This is a genomic window from Paraburkholderia sp. GAS334 (assembly GCF_050436625.1).
GTDB lineage: Bacteria > Pseudomonadota > Gammaproteobacteria > Burkholderiales > Burkholderiaceae > Paraburkholderia.
On record NZ_JBNDMO010000001.1, the window covers coordinates 656,665 to 671,455 of the forward strand.

13 protein-coding genes and 1 pseudogene are annotated in these 14,791 nt (G+C 62.1%); 10 read left to right on the forward strand and 4 right to left on the reverse strand.

Annotated features, from left to right (window positions below; genetic code table 11):
• The first annotated feature begins 3 nt into the window (after window positions 1–3).
• Both P3T21_RS02920 and P3T21_RS02925 read left to right on the forward strand, forming a co-directional pair.
• Window positions 4–381: a RidA family protein gene (locus P3T21_RS02920; protein WP_429254413.1), complete on the forward strand. Its 378-nt coding sequence runs from the start codon at window positions 4–6 to the stop codon at window positions 379–381.
• Between the two features lie 47 nt (window positions 382–428).
• Window positions 429–1,471: pseudogene (locus P3T21_RS02925) on the forward strand (XdhC family protein).
• A 17-nt stretch (window positions 1,472–1,488) separates the two neighbouring features.
• On the opposite strand, the gene P3T21_RS02930 reads toward P3T21_RS02925, so the two are convergent.
• Together P3T21_RS02930 and P3T21_RS02935 are read right to left on the reverse strand one after the other, a co-directional pair.
• Window positions 1,489–3,090 (reverse strand): class I adenylate-forming enzyme family protein, encoded by a 1,602-nt coding sequence (locus tag P3T21_RS02930; RefSeq protein ID WP_429254414.1) that lies wholly within the window; start codon window positions 3,088–3,090, stop codon window positions 1,489–1,491.
• Window positions 3,066–4,061: a LysR substrate-binding domain-containing protein gene (locus P3T21_RS02935; protein ID WP_429254415.1), complete on the reverse strand. Its 996-nt coding sequence runs from the start codon at window positions 4,059–4,061 to the stop codon at window positions 3,066–3,068. The genes P3T21_RS02930 and P3T21_RS02935 overlap by 25 nt, the downstream gene beginning before the upstream one ends.
• Window positions 4,062–4,375: 314 nt before the next feature.
• Here P3T21_RS02935 and P3T21_RS02940 point away from each other — a divergent pair, with 314 nt between their 5' ends.
• From P3T21_RS02940 to P3T21_RS02970, 7 genes are all read left to right on the forward strand, one after another.
• Window positions 4,376–5,593 carry an NADP-dependent isocitrate dehydrogenase gene (locus tag P3T21_RS02940; RefSeq protein WP_429254416.1) on the forward strand — a complete coding sequence of 406 codons (1,218 nt, stop codon included), beginning with the start codon at window positions 4,376–4,378 and terminating at the stop codon, window positions 5,591–5,593.
• Window positions 5,594–5,712: 119 nt separating this feature from the next.
• Entirely contained in the window at window positions 5,713–6,150 is a 438-nt protein-coding gene (locus P3T21_RS02945) for a PaaI family thioesterase (RefSeq protein ID WP_429254417.1), read from the forward strand.
• A 161-nt stretch (window positions 6,151–6,311) separates the two neighbouring features.
• A complete protein-coding gene (locus tag P3T21_RS02950) occupies window positions 6,312–7,793 on the forward strand; it encodes a UbiD family decarboxylase (RefSeq protein WP_429254418.1) in 1,482 nt (493 codons plus the stop codon).
• Window positions 7,794–7,996: 203 nt separating this feature from the next.
• Window positions 7,997–8,650, forward strand: a complete 654-nt coding sequence (locus P3T21_RS02955) for a CoxG family protein (protein ID WP_429254419.1) — start codon at window positions 7,997–7,999, stop codon at window positions 8,648–8,650.
• 98 nt (window positions 8,651–8,748) lie between these two features.
• Entirely contained in the window at window positions 8,749–10,158 is a 1,410-nt protein-coding gene (locus P3T21_RS02960) for an MFS transporter (protein ID WP_429254420.1), read from the forward strand.
• 108 nt (window positions 10,159–10,266) lie between these two features.
• Window positions 10,267–10,779 (forward strand): hypothetical protein, encoded by a 513-nt coding sequence (locus tag P3T21_RS02965; RefSeq protein WP_429254421.1) that lies wholly within the window; start codon window positions 10,267–10,269, stop codon window positions 10,777–10,779.
• A 136-nt stretch (window positions 10,780–10,915) separates the two neighbouring features.
• Window positions 10,916–11,215, forward strand: a complete 300-nt coding sequence (locus tag P3T21_RS02970; RefSeq protein WP_429254422.1) for a DUF4148 domain-containing protein — start codon at window positions 10,916–10,918, stop codon at window positions 11,213–11,215.
• A 6-nt stretch (window positions 11,216–11,221) separates the two neighbouring features.
• Here P3T21_RS02970 and P3T21_RS02975 read toward each other — a convergent pair whose 3' ends face one another.
• Window positions 11,222–12,349 carry a succinylglutamate desuccinylase gene (locus P3T21_RS02975; protein ID WP_429254423.1) on the reverse strand — a complete coding sequence of 376 codons (1,128 nt, stop codon included), beginning with the start codon at window positions 12,347–12,349 and terminating at the stop codon, window positions 11,222–11,224.
• A gap of 176 nt (window positions 12,350–12,525) precedes the next feature.
• Between P3T21_RS02975 and P3T21_RS02980 the strand changes: the two genes are divergently transcribed.
• Entirely contained in the window at window positions 12,526–13,485 is a 960-nt protein-coding gene (locus P3T21_RS02980) for a LysR substrate-binding domain-containing protein (RefSeq protein ID WP_429254424.1), read from the forward strand.
• A 27-nt stretch (window positions 13,486–13,512) separates the two neighbouring features.
• Here P3T21_RS02980 and P3T21_RS02985 read toward each other — a convergent pair whose 3' ends face one another.
• Window positions 13,513–14,763 (reverse strand): MFS transporter, encoded by a 1,251-nt coding sequence (locus P3T21_RS02985; protein ID WP_429254425.1) that lies wholly within the window; start codon window positions 14,761–14,763, stop codon window positions 13,513–13,515.
• Window positions 14,764–14,791 lie beyond the last annotated feature (28 nt).

Sequence of the window (14,791 nt, forward strand, 5' to 3'; positions counted from 1 at the left end):
ACAATGAATTTCGTTTTTACGACCGATGCGCCGGCGCCGGGAGGGCACTATTCGCAGGCAGTTCAGGCGGGTGGCTTCACATTCGTGTCCGGCATGCTGCCGGGGCCGGGCGTCGCAACCGAAGGCCCGGACAACTTCGAGCGTCAGGTGCGCGCGACGCTGCAGCATTGTGAGCACGTCCTTACCGAAGCAGGATGCAGGCTGACCGACGTCGTGCAGTGCACCGCCTATATCGTCGGTGTCGGGCACTGGCCGGAATTCAACCGCATCTATGCGGAATACTTCTGCGACCACAAGCCGGCGCGCGCCGTCGTGCCGGTACCGGAACTGCATCATGGATTTCTCGTCGAGCTGCAGATGGTGGCCCATACATCGGCTTGACGAAGGAGCCGCCACTAGTCGGGCATTGACGGGACAGGAGAACAGCGATGGACAGCATTGACGTAGCCGTCTTGCAGCATGCAGTCGACTGGCTCGGGGCCGGTCGCCGCGTCGTGCTCGTCACCGTGACCCGGACGTGGGGCTCAAGTCCGCGGCCTGTCGGCTCGATGCTGGCAATGCGTGATGATGGCGTCGTAAGCGGCTCGGTGTCGGGTGGATGCGTCGAGGACGATCTGATGGATCGTGCGCGCGGCAATTATTCGCCGGCGGGCGGCCGGAGGTGGCGACTTACGGCATCAGCGCGGAAGAAGCCCTGCGTTTCGGCTTGCCGTGCGGAGGCACGATGGAACTGGTCATCGAGCCGCTTTGGGGTGACGGGTCGCTGGCTGGACTCGTCGATCTCGCGGCGCAACTCGCACAGGGCGCGCTGATCGGACGCGAACTGGATATCGCAAGCGGGCGCACGCGTCTTCGTTGTGCATTGCCGGACGAACAATTGCGCTTTGACGGCAAGACGCTCGTGACCGTGCATGGTCCGCGCTATCGTCTTCTGATCATCGGCGCGGGCGATCTGTCGCGCTTCCTTGCGACGATCGCATGCGGACTCGGCTATCAGGTGACCGTCTGCGACCCGCGGGAAGAATACGCCGATGCGTGGAGCCTGCCGAACGTGAGCATCGTGCGCTCCATGCCCGACGACACGGTGCTCGATATGCGTCTCGACGCGCACAGCGCGGTCGTCGCACTGACGCACGATCCAAAGCTGGACGATCTTGCCCTGATCGACGCGTTGAAGACGGATGCGTTCTACGTTGCCGCCATCGGCTCACGCAGGAACAGTGACAGGCGACGCGAACGCCTCAAGCTCTTCAACGTCAGCGATGCGCAGCTTGGCCATTTGAGCGGACCAGCGGGCATTTTCATCGGCAGCAGGACGCCGCCGGAGATTGCCGTTTCGATCGCCGCGGAGATGACGGCTGCGAAGAACGGCGTGAGCTTGCCGAAAACGCTTCAGGTCGCGCAGGCGAAGGCCGCGCATGAGGACGTTTCCGCGCATGCCCTATGCCCCATCCTGGCAGAGACGGTTTGACGGTTCTGGCGGCGCGACTACTCGCACTCGGGTAGATCCCTGGCGGTATTGACGATTTGCCACCACTGTTGCCGCAACTCGTCGCGCAGGATCTTGCTGCGGGCGTTCCGCGGCAGCGATGCCACAAGATAAACGTGCTTCGGCCATTTCTCTCGGGGGAGATGCGCTCGACAGTACGCACGCAACTCTTCCGCATCGGGAGCGGTGCCCGGGTGCGGGACGACGAAGCATACGGATTCCTGCCCGTACACGGGGTCGGGAACGCCGAGGGCCGCTACGTCCTGCACATCCGGATGGCCCAGCATCGCGTCCTCGATTTCCTGTGGAACGATCTTGACGCCGCCGCGGATGATCAGGTCGTCCATCCGCGCTGCCATTCGTACGAAGCCGTCCGCGTCACGCGCCGCAACGTCACGGGTAAAGAGGGGCGCACCACGAATGGGTTTGATGGTGCCGTCCGCACACAGCAGCCCGAGCGCAAGCTTGGGTCCGCTCACGACCACCTGGCCTTCCACGTCGGGGCCGCACGACACGCCATCGGGGTCGACGATATCGAACTCGATATGTGCGACGGGATAGCCGACGGTGCCGATCCTGCGTCGTTGCGTCCGGTTGCCGCACATCCAGCCCGCCTCCGACGAGCCGTAGAGGTTCAGTATCCGGATGCCATAGTGCTTTTCGAAACGCGCCCACTGGACGGGCGACAGCGGAGCCGTGCTGCAGGTCATCGCGCGCAACGTCGCGAAGGTTCCGTCACGGGTGTCGACAGGCGCTTCGAGGAGCATGTTCAGCACCGTCGGCACGCCCGCGCTCACGGTGACACGATGGCTTTTGATCCAGTCCGCGAACCGGCTCATGGAAAAACGGCGTGCGACGTATAGCGTCGAGCCAAGCTGCAGGAACGGCATCAAACTGAGAATCTGCGCCGAATACCAGTCGAACGAACGATACTCGAGCGCGCGGTCATCGACGTTCAAACCCAGCAGATCGATGCTGTCGAGACTGTTCAGCCAGTAGCATGCGTGATCGTACACGACGATCTTCGGCATGCCGGTCGTGCCGGACGTACAGCACATCGATGCAATATCGCCGGGTGCGGATGCCGTGGCGCCTTCTGGAAGGGCGACGTCGTCGCGATCGTCGCTGTCGAGCCGTAGCGTCTCGGGCGCGGCCTCATCTGCGCCGGTTGACGACCAGGCAGCAAAGCGCGTCACCGGCCCGTCCGTTACCGCACAGATGCTGTCGTCCCCATTCGCGGGAGCGAGGACGAGTGCGGGCGCGATGGTGTCGATCAGCGTGCGGGCGATCGCGGGACGGACGAAGGACACATCCAGCGGACACACGACCGCGCCGATGCGCCAGATGCCAAGCCACAGAAGCAGTTTGTCCAGCCCCTCCGTGCCGGCGAGTACGACGCGCTCGCCCTTTTTTATACCGCGGCGCAGCAACTGGCGTCCAATTCCATCTACGACACCAGCCAGTTCTTCGAAGGAGATGCTCTTGCGGTCATCGACGTCGACGATCGCAGGTTTTTCGGGCGTCCGGCGCCTATGCTGTTCGAGCAGAACCGCTACGGTGCGATACGGCGGGTCGGCTACCGGCTGAGAGGTGCTGGACATGGAGCCATATGGCCTTCGACTGACGACGCGGACGAAGCGTGGCGCGTCGCAGAAGCTGTCTCGCGAGCCGGGTTTTCACCTAGTCGCGCAAGCGCCCATTCGCGAAACTGCTCCACCTTCTTCATCCTGGCCTTGTCGTTTGGCGACGTAACGAAATAGGCGGAGTTCGACGGCACTCGCAGGTCGAATGGCGCGACGAGTTTGCCGCTCGCGAGATCGGCGTCGACGAGCGGCGTGCGGCCGATGGCAATGCCGACGCCGTCGACCGCGGCGGCAAGCGACGTCAGTTGCAGATGGAATACCGACTCGCTGGCAAATTCGACGGGTTTCTGGACAGCTGCTTCGAGCCACGCGGGCCAGTCATCCTGATACATCGAGTAAAAGTACGTGCGAATCTGCCGCATCCGCGCGAGGCATTCTGCGATCGAGCCGAATTCGCCAGTCTCCGCGAGCACCGCTGGCGAGCACACAGGGAAGAACTCTTCGCCATGCAACCGGTCGGCGCGCGAAGATGCCCAGCGCCCCGAGCCGTAGCGAATCGCGACGTCATAACTGTTGCGCTCGAATTCGTTGAAGGTCGAACTGGTGGCGAGATGAACAGTGATCTCGGGATGGTCGCGCTGGAATTCCGGCAGCGCCGGGATGAGGCATTTCACGGCATACGTCGGCAGACACGTGACGGTTAGAACCGTGCTCGGCTTTTTCTTGCGCGCGTGTGCCGTTGCAATCGACAGAAGATTGATCGCTTCGTGCACGGAATTCAGATACTCGCGTGCGGCCGGCGTCAGCGTGAGCACGTTGCGCCGACGAACGAACAGCTTGATTTCCAGCCGGTCTTCAAGGGTCTTGATCTGATGGCTGATTGCGGTTTGAGTCAGTTCAAGTTCCTGTGCTGCGCGCGTGAAGCTGAGATGTCGCGACGCTGCTTCGAAAGCAAGCAGGCTCTGCAAGGAGGGAATGTACGGTCTCATTCGGCGTCAGGGCGGTGCGAGGTCGTCAGGTATCCGATTGTAGTCGGTTTCATTGTTGTGTTCGCGCGCCCGGTTCATACGAATGCGCAACGCGGCTCCCAATGGAAAGGGAATGACGGATGATCAGCCGGTTACGTCCAGCGAGGAAATGAAAGTTTCTCATGTCGTGTATGAGAAAAGTTAGTTTGCGCGTGCGGAAAGCGCTCATGCACTCTTCGATCTTGCTGCCCAACGCATTGAATGACGAACCGTGGTTCCTCGAGGTAACGCCTTCACAGACGCTAACGCATCAACCATTCTGAATTCGGAAAACCATGACTATCGCAAGAGTGAAGGTCCGGACCCCACTCGTGGAGATGGAAGGCGACGAGATGGCCCGCGTCCTGTGGCAATGGGTTCGCGATGAATTGATCCTGCCGTTCGTGGACGTGAGCCTCATCCAGTTCGATCTCTCCATCGGCAACCGCGACAGGACGGACGACCAGGTGACACTGCAAGCCGGACAGGCGGCGAAGGAATACGGCGTGTCGTTGAAGTGCTCGACCATCACGCCGGATCGCGCAAGGCAGCAGGAGTTCGGACTCGCACGGCTTTATCCGTCGCCTAACGGGACGATCCGTAACGCGCTTGACGGAACGATATTCCGTGAGCCGATTATCTGCGTCAATGTCCCGCGCCTCGTCGCGCATTGGAGCCAGCCGGTGGTGATCGCGCGTCATGCGTTCGGCGAGCAGTACCGTGCGAAGGAAATAGTCGTGGGCGGCGCCGGCACGATGAAGCTCGTGTTCGAACCGGCTGACGGCGGCGAGCCGCTCGTTCAGACCATTCACGAATTCCCGGGTGCTGGCGTGGCGCTCGGCCTCTTCAACCTCGACGAGTCGATTCGCGGATTCGCTCGCGCGTGCCTGAACTTCGGGCTGCAGAGGGGCTACCCCGTTTACTTCTCACACAAGGGTACCGTGCTCAAGCAGTACGACGGACGTTTCAAGGAGATCTTCGCCGAGGTGTTTGAAGAGTTCGCACAGGCGTACGAGGCGGCGCAGCTCGTCTATGAGCCGCGTCTGATCGACGATATGGTTGCGTTCAGCCTTAAATCGTCGGGTGGTTATCTCTGGGCCTGCAAGAACTACGATGGCGACGTGCAGTCGGACTATCTCGCACAGGGCTACGGATCTCCAGGCCTCATGACGTCCGTGCTGATGTCGCCCGACGGGCGTTGCATACAGACGGAGACAGCACACGGTACGGCGGTGCGCCACTACCGGCAGCACAAGCGAGGCGAGCCGACATCGAGCAATCCGCTCGCGACGATCTTTGCGTGGAGTCGGGCGCTCTGGCAGCGGGGCCGCCTCGACGAGACGCCCGATGTGATGAACTTTGCGGCGACACTCGAGCGGACGTGCATCGAACTGGTCGAAGCCGGCACCATGACGCGCGACCTGGCGCTGCTGATCAGCCAGGATAGCCCTTACGTCGGAGCGGGCGCATTCGTGCGGCGCGCTGGGCGTGCGTTGCAGGCGCGCTTGAATTGATGCATGGCTCGGGGACGGATTCGCCGCGACCCGTGACACGCGATATTCACGACGCGCGGACAACAGATTGGAAGCGGCGCGCACGAAGGCCTTCCAGGTAGCGGGTGTGGAGAACAATTTTGAATATCGATGTGCTGGATAACCCCTTCCTGGCGAGCCTGGGCGCCACACGTACCGGGTGGCGCGAAGGCTTTGCGGAGTTTTGTGTCTGCTTTCATCCTGCGTTGCTGAACAGACAGGGCGTGCTGCAGGGCGGTGTGATCGCAACGCTGCTCGATGCTGCCTGCGGATATGCGGGCCTTTACAGTCCCGATCCGCAGCGGCCGGTTCACGGCGTGACGCTGTCGCTGACGTTGAACTTCCTCGACAAAGGCCTCGGCGACACGGTCATTGCGCGAGGTTTCCTCGAACGCAAGGGCAAGTCGATTTTCTTCGCGCGTGGCGAGGCGTGGATCGACTCCACGACGCTCATCGCGACCGCACAGGGCACATTCAAATACGCCGGTGGCCGTGCAAGGCGGGAACAGCTGGCGCGCGGGAGCAGCGGAAGCGACTGAGCGGCGCGCCGCCCCCATGTCGCCTCGCCCGCGCATGAAAGAATCTCATCCCGAGCATGAAAGATGGTCGTTTGCGCCCGTCCTGCGATTGCTTCAATGTTCCATTCGAGAAGCGATAGAGCAACAAGGCAGCGTATCCGCTGCGGCAGCGCATGACGCGCATGAATATCAAGGAGACCGAGAAAGTGACAAGTACGTCGACGACCCATTCGCTCGACCTCAGGGCCTGGCTCGAGGAGGCACGCTCGCTTGGCGAGCTGACCGAGGTGTCGGGAGCCGACTGGAATCTCGAACTCGGCGCGATAAGCGAGCTCAATGTGAAGAAAGAGCGGCCGTCTGCACTGCTGTTCGATGATATTCCCGGCTACCCGAAGGGCTTTCGGGTGCTGACCTGCAGCACGGCCAGCCCGGCGCGTCTGTCCTCGATCCTGCGCATCGGTCATGAGTCCACGCATCGGGGGCTCGTAGAGACGCTGCGGGGAAGGCCGAAGCAATGGCAGTCGCAGGCCCCGGAATACGAACCCGTCACCGTTGCCAACGGGCCCATCTTCGAGAATGTGCAATCCGGTGACGATGTCGATCTGTTTTCGTTTCCGTCGCCGCTGTGGCACGAGAAAGACGGCGGCCGCTATATCGGCACCGGCTGCCTGGTTGTCACCAGGGATCTCGACTCGGACTGGGTCAACGTCGGCACGTACCGTGTGATGATTCACGACAGGGATCATGTCGGACTCGACATGATCCCCGGCAAGCACGGTGCGATCCAGTACGACAAGCACATGAAGGCCGGCAAGCCATTTCCCGTTGCGATCGTGATCGGCTGCGATCCGCTCGGCTATCTGATATCGGGCATCGAAGTGCCGTTTGGCATGTGCGAACTGAACTATGTCGGCGCGATCCTGAAGCAGCCGGTGTCGGTCGTACACGGCCAGTTGACCGGTCTGCCGTTCCCGAGCGCGTCGGAGATCGTCATCGAAGGGTACGCGCATCCGGGCGACGTGAAGATCGAAGGCCCGTTCGGCGAGTTTCACGGCTATTACCCGGGCAAGGCGGAAACCGCGCCCGTGGTGACGATCGAGCGCATCTACTATCGCAACGATCCGATCATCATGGGCAGCCCGCCGGCGAAGCCGCCTAACGACTACTCCTATTCGAAGGCGGTCATGCGCTCGGCGCTGCTGCTCGACGCATTGCAGGCTGCCGGCGTGCCCGACGTCGAAGGTGTGTGGGCACACGAGATTGGCGGCGCGCGCATGTTTAACGTGGTGTCGATCAGGCAGCGCTATGCGGGACATGCTCGCCAGGCTGGGCACATCCTCAGCCAGTGCGGCGTCGGCGCTTATATGTCGCGCTATTCGATCGTGGTAGACGAGGATATCGACCCGTCGAATCTTCAGGAGGTCATGTGGGCGGTGGCAACGCGCACCGATCCGGATATCGATATCGACATCATCAAGAGAGGCATGGGATCCAAGAACGACCCGATGTCGATCGCCAATCCCTACAAGGCGCCGTTCAACGCCAAGGCAATTATCGACGCATGTCGTCCCTATGACTTCCTCAAGGAGTTTCCGGAAGTCGCGGAAGCGAGCAAGGAACTGCAGGAAAAAACGCGCGCGAAGTGGCAACACATCCTGGGCTAGCCGGCTGATGCAGCGCCGATGTTCGATGAGGTGATTCACCTGCACGTGCGGGCCGGCAAGCGAGCCGCGGTGACGGCGTAATCGACCCGGCACCGTTGGCGCGTCACCCGGAAGCTTCAACACCCAACCATGCTTGATCGCAACGCCCTGCGAGGGGCTCGCCTGCCCCGGCGATGTCCGGGGAAGGAAAAGGAGAGCTGTAAATGGAACTGACTGGCGAACAAATCTTGCCGCTGCCGCGAGAACGTGTATGGGCGGCATTGAACGACCCCGAGATCCTGAAGGCCTCCGTGCCGGGTTGCGAGTCATTCGAACGTGTGGATGAGAATCAGTTTCAGATGGTGATGGCTGCTTCGGTCGGCCCTATCAAGGCCCGTTTCAAGGGCAAGATGACGCTGACTGACTTGCAGCCGCCCCAATCCTATTCGCTGACGTTCGAAGGCTCGGGTGGCGCAGCCGGGTTCGGCAAGGGTGGCGCGCGTGTCGATTTGCTGCCCGAGGGCGTGGGTACGAAGCTCGTATACAAATCGCATGCTCAGGTGGGCGGCCGCCTTGCACAAGTCGGCGCGCGACTGATCGACGGCGTGGCGAAAAAGATGGCGGAAGACTTTTTCGGTCGCTTTACTGCGGCCGTAACGGGTCCGCAAACGCAAGTCGAAGACGATGGGGCGATGATCGGCCAGCCGGGTGACGCTCGCAGGTCAACGCCGATGGCAGGCAGCGCTATACCGGGTGCAAGCGCAGCCACCCAGCGCGGTGCCGACGACACCAGGGCGATCGGCAACCGCAAGGTGTGGCTCTGGGCGGCCGGCGCGATCCTGGTGGTCGCTGCGGCCGCCGCCTACACGCTGCACTGATACGAAAAGCTTGGTAAATCCCGCGCGTCTCGCACCACCGGCAGCACCAGACCGGCCGCCTGACGACCAATAAGCGGGTATCGAATGAGGAGACCGAGATGCAGGAAGGCGGCGTGTTGCAGAGCGCAGTGAGCCGGAGTCAGGCGTGGGAACCGATGGCTGGCGCATCGTCGGCGAGAGCGGAGCTGATTCGACGCATCGAAAGCGTGCCGTTCTCGTGGTGGCATACGAAGGCTCGCATCATTGTGGGCAGCGCCACTTTTTTCGACGCGTTCGATGCCCTGTCGATTGCCTTTGTACTCCCGGTGCTGATCGGCTTATGGCACATCGAACCGTTGCAGATCGGTGTGCTCATCGGCGCCAGCTACATCGGGCAGTTCGTCGGTGCGCTGATTTTCGGCTGGTACGCCGAACGCCACGGCAGAATCAGGAGCGCAACGATCTCCATCGGCATTATGTCCGTGATGAGCCTCGGTTGTGCGCTGAGTGGAAATTTCACGATGTTGCTCGCCTGCCGGTTCATTCAGGGTATAGGCGTGGGTGGCGAAATGCCGGTTGCCGCGACCTACATCAGCGAACTTTCCAACGCGCGCGGCCGGGGCAAATACTTCATGCTGTACGAGGTGATCTTCCCGGTTGGCCTCATGGCGACCGGACAAATCGGCGCGTGGCTCGTGCCGACGATCGGCTGGAAGATCATGTTCTGGATCGGTGCGGTGCCGGGGCTGTTGATTGCCGCGCTAGTGTCGCGGCTTCCGGAGTCGCCGCGCTGGCTTATCAGCAAGGGCCGTCTCTCCGAAGCCGAAGCCGTGATACGTGAAATGGAGGCAAGCACCGAGCGGCGCATTGCACCAGGTCAATCCGTGCAGCAACACAAAACCGAAGCGGCTTCGAAGGCCGGCTGGCGGGAAGTCCTGTCGCCGCTTTATCGCAGCCGCACGTTGATCGTGTGGCTTCTGTGGGCCAGCGCCTTTTTCGTCGCCAACAGCCTGAACAACTGGTTGCCGACGCTGTACCGCTCTGTGTATCACCTGCCATTGCAAACCGCGTTGCGCGCTGCATCGATGACAAATGTCGCGCAGGTGGTGCTGCTGCTCGTATGTGCATACAGCATTGATCGCGTAGGACGTCGCAGCTGGACGGTCACGGCCTTTGTTGTCGCGGCCGCGCTGCTGGCTGCCCTGGGTTTGTTCGGCGCGCACAGTGTGTGGGGCGTGATGATGCTCGGTACGGTGAGCTACGGGTTGATCGGCTCGATTGCCGCAGTGCTTTACCTGTACACGCCCGAGGTCTATCCGACGCGTATGCGCGCCACCAGCACCGGCCTCGCGACTTCGTGGTTGCGCCTGGCATCGGCGGTCGGACCTTCTCTCGCTGGCCTGCTGTTGCACAAGCAGGGTATCGGATCGGTATTCCTGATGTTTGCGGGCGTGAGCGTGGTCGGTGCGCTAGGCGCCTTGAAAATGATCGAGACACGTGAGCGGAGTCTCGAAGAGATCGCACCCTGACGCGCGGCAATGGGCTGCGATGACTTTTAAAAGACGAGACGCACGGGTTGCAGGAAATCGTGCGGTCCGTTTGCGTTGACAAGTGAATTAGCCTCCCGGGTTACCTATATGGTCGACATCAACGTACCGCATGCGACATCAACCGCAAGAGGCGATTTTGACGCGTGGCCTTGCGCGCTGCAAACGCTTCTTGACGGCATGGACATCGAGTCAAAGGGCAGTTTCACCGCTTCGCTGCTCGCCGTCGACGAGAGCGCCCGGGTGCGCACTTCGCTACTGAGTGTTGGCGAACTCTTCGTGCCCGACGCACATGCGCTGTGCTTCGCGTTGTGGTCCAGTTCACGGACCGCGCGCGCAGTCCATTCGACGGGGCGTGCAGCACTGACTTTTGTCTTCGACGAAGCTTTCTATCAGTTGCAGTTGAATGCTCGTCCGGTTTCCTGCGGCAATTTTCCGCTGACGTGTTTTGTGGCGACCATCGAGGCGGGAGAGTCGCAGCGGGTGGACTATGCACGCTTGACGACTGGAATCAGTTTTCAGCTACAGCAACACAAGACCGTGATCGAGCGCTGGTACGGACAGGTGCAGGTATTGAAGCGACTGGCAAGCATGCATGCTTGAACAGCGCCCGACCGACCGCGTGCGTCCTCGACTGTAATCAATCGCTTCCGTGGAATCCAGGCATGCGCCGTACTGCGCACTGTATGTAGCGTTAAGATAAAGGGTTTACGCTACAACGGGTCTTCGGAGGCCAATCATGAAAGGTCTTTTTCAAGCTGCCGCGATCGCGGCAGTACTTGCTGCGCCTCTTTCCTCACATGCTCAGTCACAATCATCCGTTAGCCGCGCGCAAGTGCGGCAGGAACTGATTGAAATCGAGAACGCCGGCTACAACCCGTCGACGTCCGACTCCACCGCCTATCCGGAGAACGTTCAGGCAGCTGAGCGTCGTCTGGATGCCCGCAATGGGCAAGATAGCGCCTATGGGGGTGTAGCCGCGGGTTCAGGGCGCTCAGGCAGCGGAAGAACGTTCTATGAAGGCGACGACACTCAATAACGCGGTCTATGCGCCGAGTAGCACGCCTGTACGCACCGGACGCGTGCCCGTGACGCGCCCAAGCGGCGCGCCCGCAGTCGCGAAGCGGATGGCACGCCGCATATAGAGGACGCCATCCGTGTGGCTGCTGATCGTGGTCGTCTCGTCCGTCAGTGGATCGACGATGTCGAACAGCGGATCGCCCGCGCGGATCGTGTCGCCGATTTTCGCCCGATGCACGACGATGCCGCTGACAGGCGCATAAAACTGCTCGCTGCCGGCGAGCGGAGTCGCGGGAAAAGGCAGCGGCGGCAGCGCTTTCGGCTCACCGCGAATCGCCCCACGCGACATGAGGTAATCGATGATCGCGTCGGCGTCCTGCTGCGCAACGGCGTACGACACATCGCGCTGTCCGCGGCATTCGACCGTGACCGCGAGCGTGCCATCCGGTACGGGCTTGCCGGCAGGCATCTGCTGCTGAAGATTCCAGCAGATCAGGCTGTGCGCTTCGTCAAAGGCCTGGCCGCCGGAGTGGGTGGCGAGTAGCGAGGCTTCGGCGCCGAGATAGCGGGCAAGCGGTTCGATCGACGGCCACGCGGCTTCGGTGGTGTACACGTGCATCACGGCTTCGAGCGAGCAATGCAGATCGATGACGAGGTCCGCATCGAACGACTGCTTGAACAGCGCGAGTTGCAACGATTCGAATTCGGTCAGCGGCGCCTGCTGCGCGAGTTCTTCGCGCAGCAGTTCACGGATGATGTCGCGATTGCGCATGGCGTCGGCGCCGAGCCGATCTTTCGCGCGCTCGGCGAGCGTCGGAAACTCCAGGAAGTGACGGTTGAAGTTCTTGCCGCTCGCCAGGTCGAAGCGTCCGATGAACTGTCCCATCACGTATTGTCCGAGGCCGACCGGATTGGCGACCGGCACCAGCACGATTTCCGCGGCCAGCGCGCCGGCCGCTTCGAGTTCGAGCAGACGGCGTTTCAGCAGAACGGCCGTGAGCATCGCAGGCGTTTCGTCCGCGTGCAGCGCCGACTGGATGTAAATTTTTTGCCCGCTGTCCGATGAATCCGACGAGGGACCAAAGTGGAAACTCACCAGTTCGCGGTGCGTGCCGACGGCGGGTGACAGAAGGGGCGTGGTCTGCTTTTGCATGCGTGTTCCGTTCAAAGAGACGTTGCGGCACTTTACTGCAGGGTTGTGGCCCTGCGCCGCGGTTCGTTACGGTCGATAGCGGGAGTGTGTGCACGCATGCTAAGGCATAGAGGTGAATCGCAAAAGAGCAGTCCGGGCTATCATGATCACTTTATGTGATCGCAGATCTGCGACCTATGGCGTTGACACTTTCCCAATTGCGCGTGTTTTCCGCGGTCGCGCAGCATGGCAGCATCCGCGCGGCGTCGCGTGCGCTGGGTATCGCGCAGAGCGGCATTACGCATCAGTTGCAGAACCTCGAACTGATGCTCGGCACCACGCTCGTCACGCGCACCAATCGCGGCATCGCGTTGACGGCGTTTGGCCAGCGTCTGTTGCTGCGGGCGGGGACGATTCTCGGTGAGTGCGAGCGGGCCGAGCAGGAGATGCAGCAGTTGAGCGGCGATTACACGGGCGAGGTCTCGTTCGGCATGTCCACTGAACCGCTGATCGATGCGCTCGCACCGGTTCTTGCCGAATACCACGCGCGTTTCGGCAAGGTCGCGTTGCGTCTGCGTACCGGCACGTCGCGGATGATGATCTCGCGGATTCGCGACGGCACGCTCGATTTCGCGGTGGCGCTGGTATCGAAAGAGAGCGATACAGCGGATCTCTCGGTGACGACGCTGTATCCGTCCGATCCGGTGATTGTTTGCCGACGCGGCCATCCGAAAGCATCGGCGACCTCGCTGGCTGAACTGGCGGACTGCACGTGGGTGGCGACGCCGTCTCCCAACCCCGCCGGCGACGTGCCGTCGAACCGGCTGGCCGATCTGTTCGTCGAACACGGCCTTGCGCCGCCGAAGGTCATTGCCACCGTCGAAGGTCTGTTCGAGGCGCTTCATCTTGTCGCGCAGACGGACTGTCTTTCGCTGGAACCGTCGATCCTCACGCAGCGCGGGCTTTTCGCTCAAACGCTGGTGACGATCCCCGTGCGCGAACGTGTGACGCCGCAGGACGTCTGCCTGCTTCAGCGCGCGTCGATGCCGCTGACGCCAGCAGCCCAGCAACTCGCGACGATGCTCGCGTCATACACCCGAACCCTGCATGCGCCCCGCAATGCCGACGCGGAAGGCGGCGCGTCGTTAAGCGATTGAAGCGCGGCCCGTCACCTTGGCGCTTCTTTATGCATGCGCCGGATCGGGCCGCGCGCCCGGATGCTCCACGACGGTATCGTCGATCGGAAAATGCAGCATCGCTGCAAACACCCCCGCAATGGCCGTAGCGCCCCATATCAGCGAATACGAACCGGTCACATCGAAGACGAATCCACCCAGCCACGCGCCCAGAAACGAGCCGAGTTGATGGCTGAGGAAGCACACGCCGAACAGTGTGCCCAGATGACGCGTGCCGAATACCTTCGCGACGAGTCCACTAGTAAGTGGCACCGTTCCGAGCCAGGTGAGACCCATCACCGCTGCAAAGACGGCAACCGAGACCGTTGTTTTAGGCAGAAGGAAGAAGATCGCGATGGCGGCGCCCCGGATCAGATAAAGCCAGCCCAGCACGTACTGCTGGCGAAAGCGTCCGCCCAGCCACCCGCACGCCCAGCTGCCTGCCATGTTGAAGAGGCCGATCAGCGAAAGCGCGGTTGCGCCTGCACCAACGGGCATGTGGCAGAGAAACAGATAGCCCGGCAAGTGCGTGGCGATAAAGGCAAGCTGGAATCCGCAGGTAAAGAAGCCGATGGTCAGGAGGCGATATCCGCGATGCCGGCATGCCTGTGCAACGACGGTCCGCAAGGACGACGCGGGCGGCCCCGAAAGCGGCGCAGCGCCTCCATTCCGGCGATCAAGCAACACGCCAAGCGGCGCGGCCACGATCAGCACGAACGCGAGCACGAGAAGCGACGATGCGATCCCCGACGTTTGCCGGACCGTCTGTGCGAGCGGCACCATGAGCACCTGACCGAGCGAGCCGCCCGCGCTCGCCAGCCCCATCGCCACGCTGCGCTTTTCGGCGGAAGCCAATCGACCGACCGCGGTGAGCACCACACCGAAGCTCGTGCAGCTGATTCCGATGCCGACCAGCACGCCCATGCCGACGACGAGCAACGCAGGCGATGACGTCAGCGCCGCAAGGGCCAGGCCGCCCGCGAAGGCGGCCGCGCCGAACGCGACGACCGGTGTGCATCCGTAGCGGTCTGCTGCCGCGCCCGCGAATGGCTGCGCGAATCCCCACACCAGGTTGTGCAATGCGATGGCGAACGCGATGAGCGTGACAGGCACGCCGCGGTCAAACGAGAACGGGCCGATGAAAAGGCCGAAGGTCTGGCGTACGCCCATCGCTGCACTCAGGATGAGTGCGGCCGCAACGATCACGAGTGCGGTGCGGGTTTGCTGGGATGCAGGGTGCGTGTAGTGTGCTGTCGACATCGTTCAGTCCTCCTCGCGCCAATACTGG

Coding starts and splice junctions, on each gene's coding strand:
- P3T21_RS02985 (WP_429254425.1), bottom strand. CDS start 14,763: ATGTCGACAGCACACTACACGCACCCTGCATCCCAGCAAACCCGCACC.
- P3T21_RS02960 (WP_429254420.1), top strand. CDS start 8,749: ATGCAGGAAGGCGGCGTGTTGCAGAGCGCAGTGAGCCGGAGTCAGGCG.
- P3T21_RS02920 (WP_429254413.1), top strand. CDS start 4: ATGAATTTCGTTTTTACGACCGATGCGCCGGCGCCGGGAGGGCACTAT.
- P3T21_RS02955 (WP_429254419.1), top strand. CDS start 7,997: ATGGAACTGACTGGCGAACAAATCTTGCCGCTGCCGCGAGAACGTGTA.
- P3T21_RS02965 (WP_429254421.1), top strand. CDS start 10,267: ATGGTCGACATCAACGTACCGCATGCGACATCAACCGCAAGAGGCGAT.
- P3T21_RS02975 (WP_429254423.1), bottom strand. CDS start 12,349: ATGCAAAAGCAGACCACGCCCCTTCTGTCACCCGCCGTCGGCACGCAC.
- P3T21_RS02950 (WP_429254418.1), top strand. CDS start 6,312: ATGAATATCAAGGAGACCGAGAAAGTGACAAGTACGTCGACGACCCAT.
- P3T21_RS02980 (WP_429254424.1), top strand. CDS start 12,526: ATGGCGTTGACACTTTCCCAATTGCGCGTGTTTTCCGCGGTCGCGCAG.
- P3T21_RS02935 (WP_429254415.1), bottom strand. CDS start 4,061: ATGAGACCGTACATTCCCTCCTTGCAGAGCCTGCTTGCTTTCGAAGCA.
- P3T21_RS02930 (WP_429254414.1), bottom strand. CDS start 3,090: ATGTCCAGCACCTCTCAGCCGGTAGCCGACCCGCCGTATCGCACCGTA.
- P3T21_RS02970 (WP_429254422.1), top strand. CDS start 10,916: ATGAAAGGTCTTTTTCAAGCTGCCGCGATCGCGGCAGTACTTGCTGCG.
- P3T21_RS02940 (WP_429254416.1), top strand. CDS start 4,376: ATGACTATCGCAAGAGTGAAGGTCCGGACCCCACTCGTGGAGATGGAA.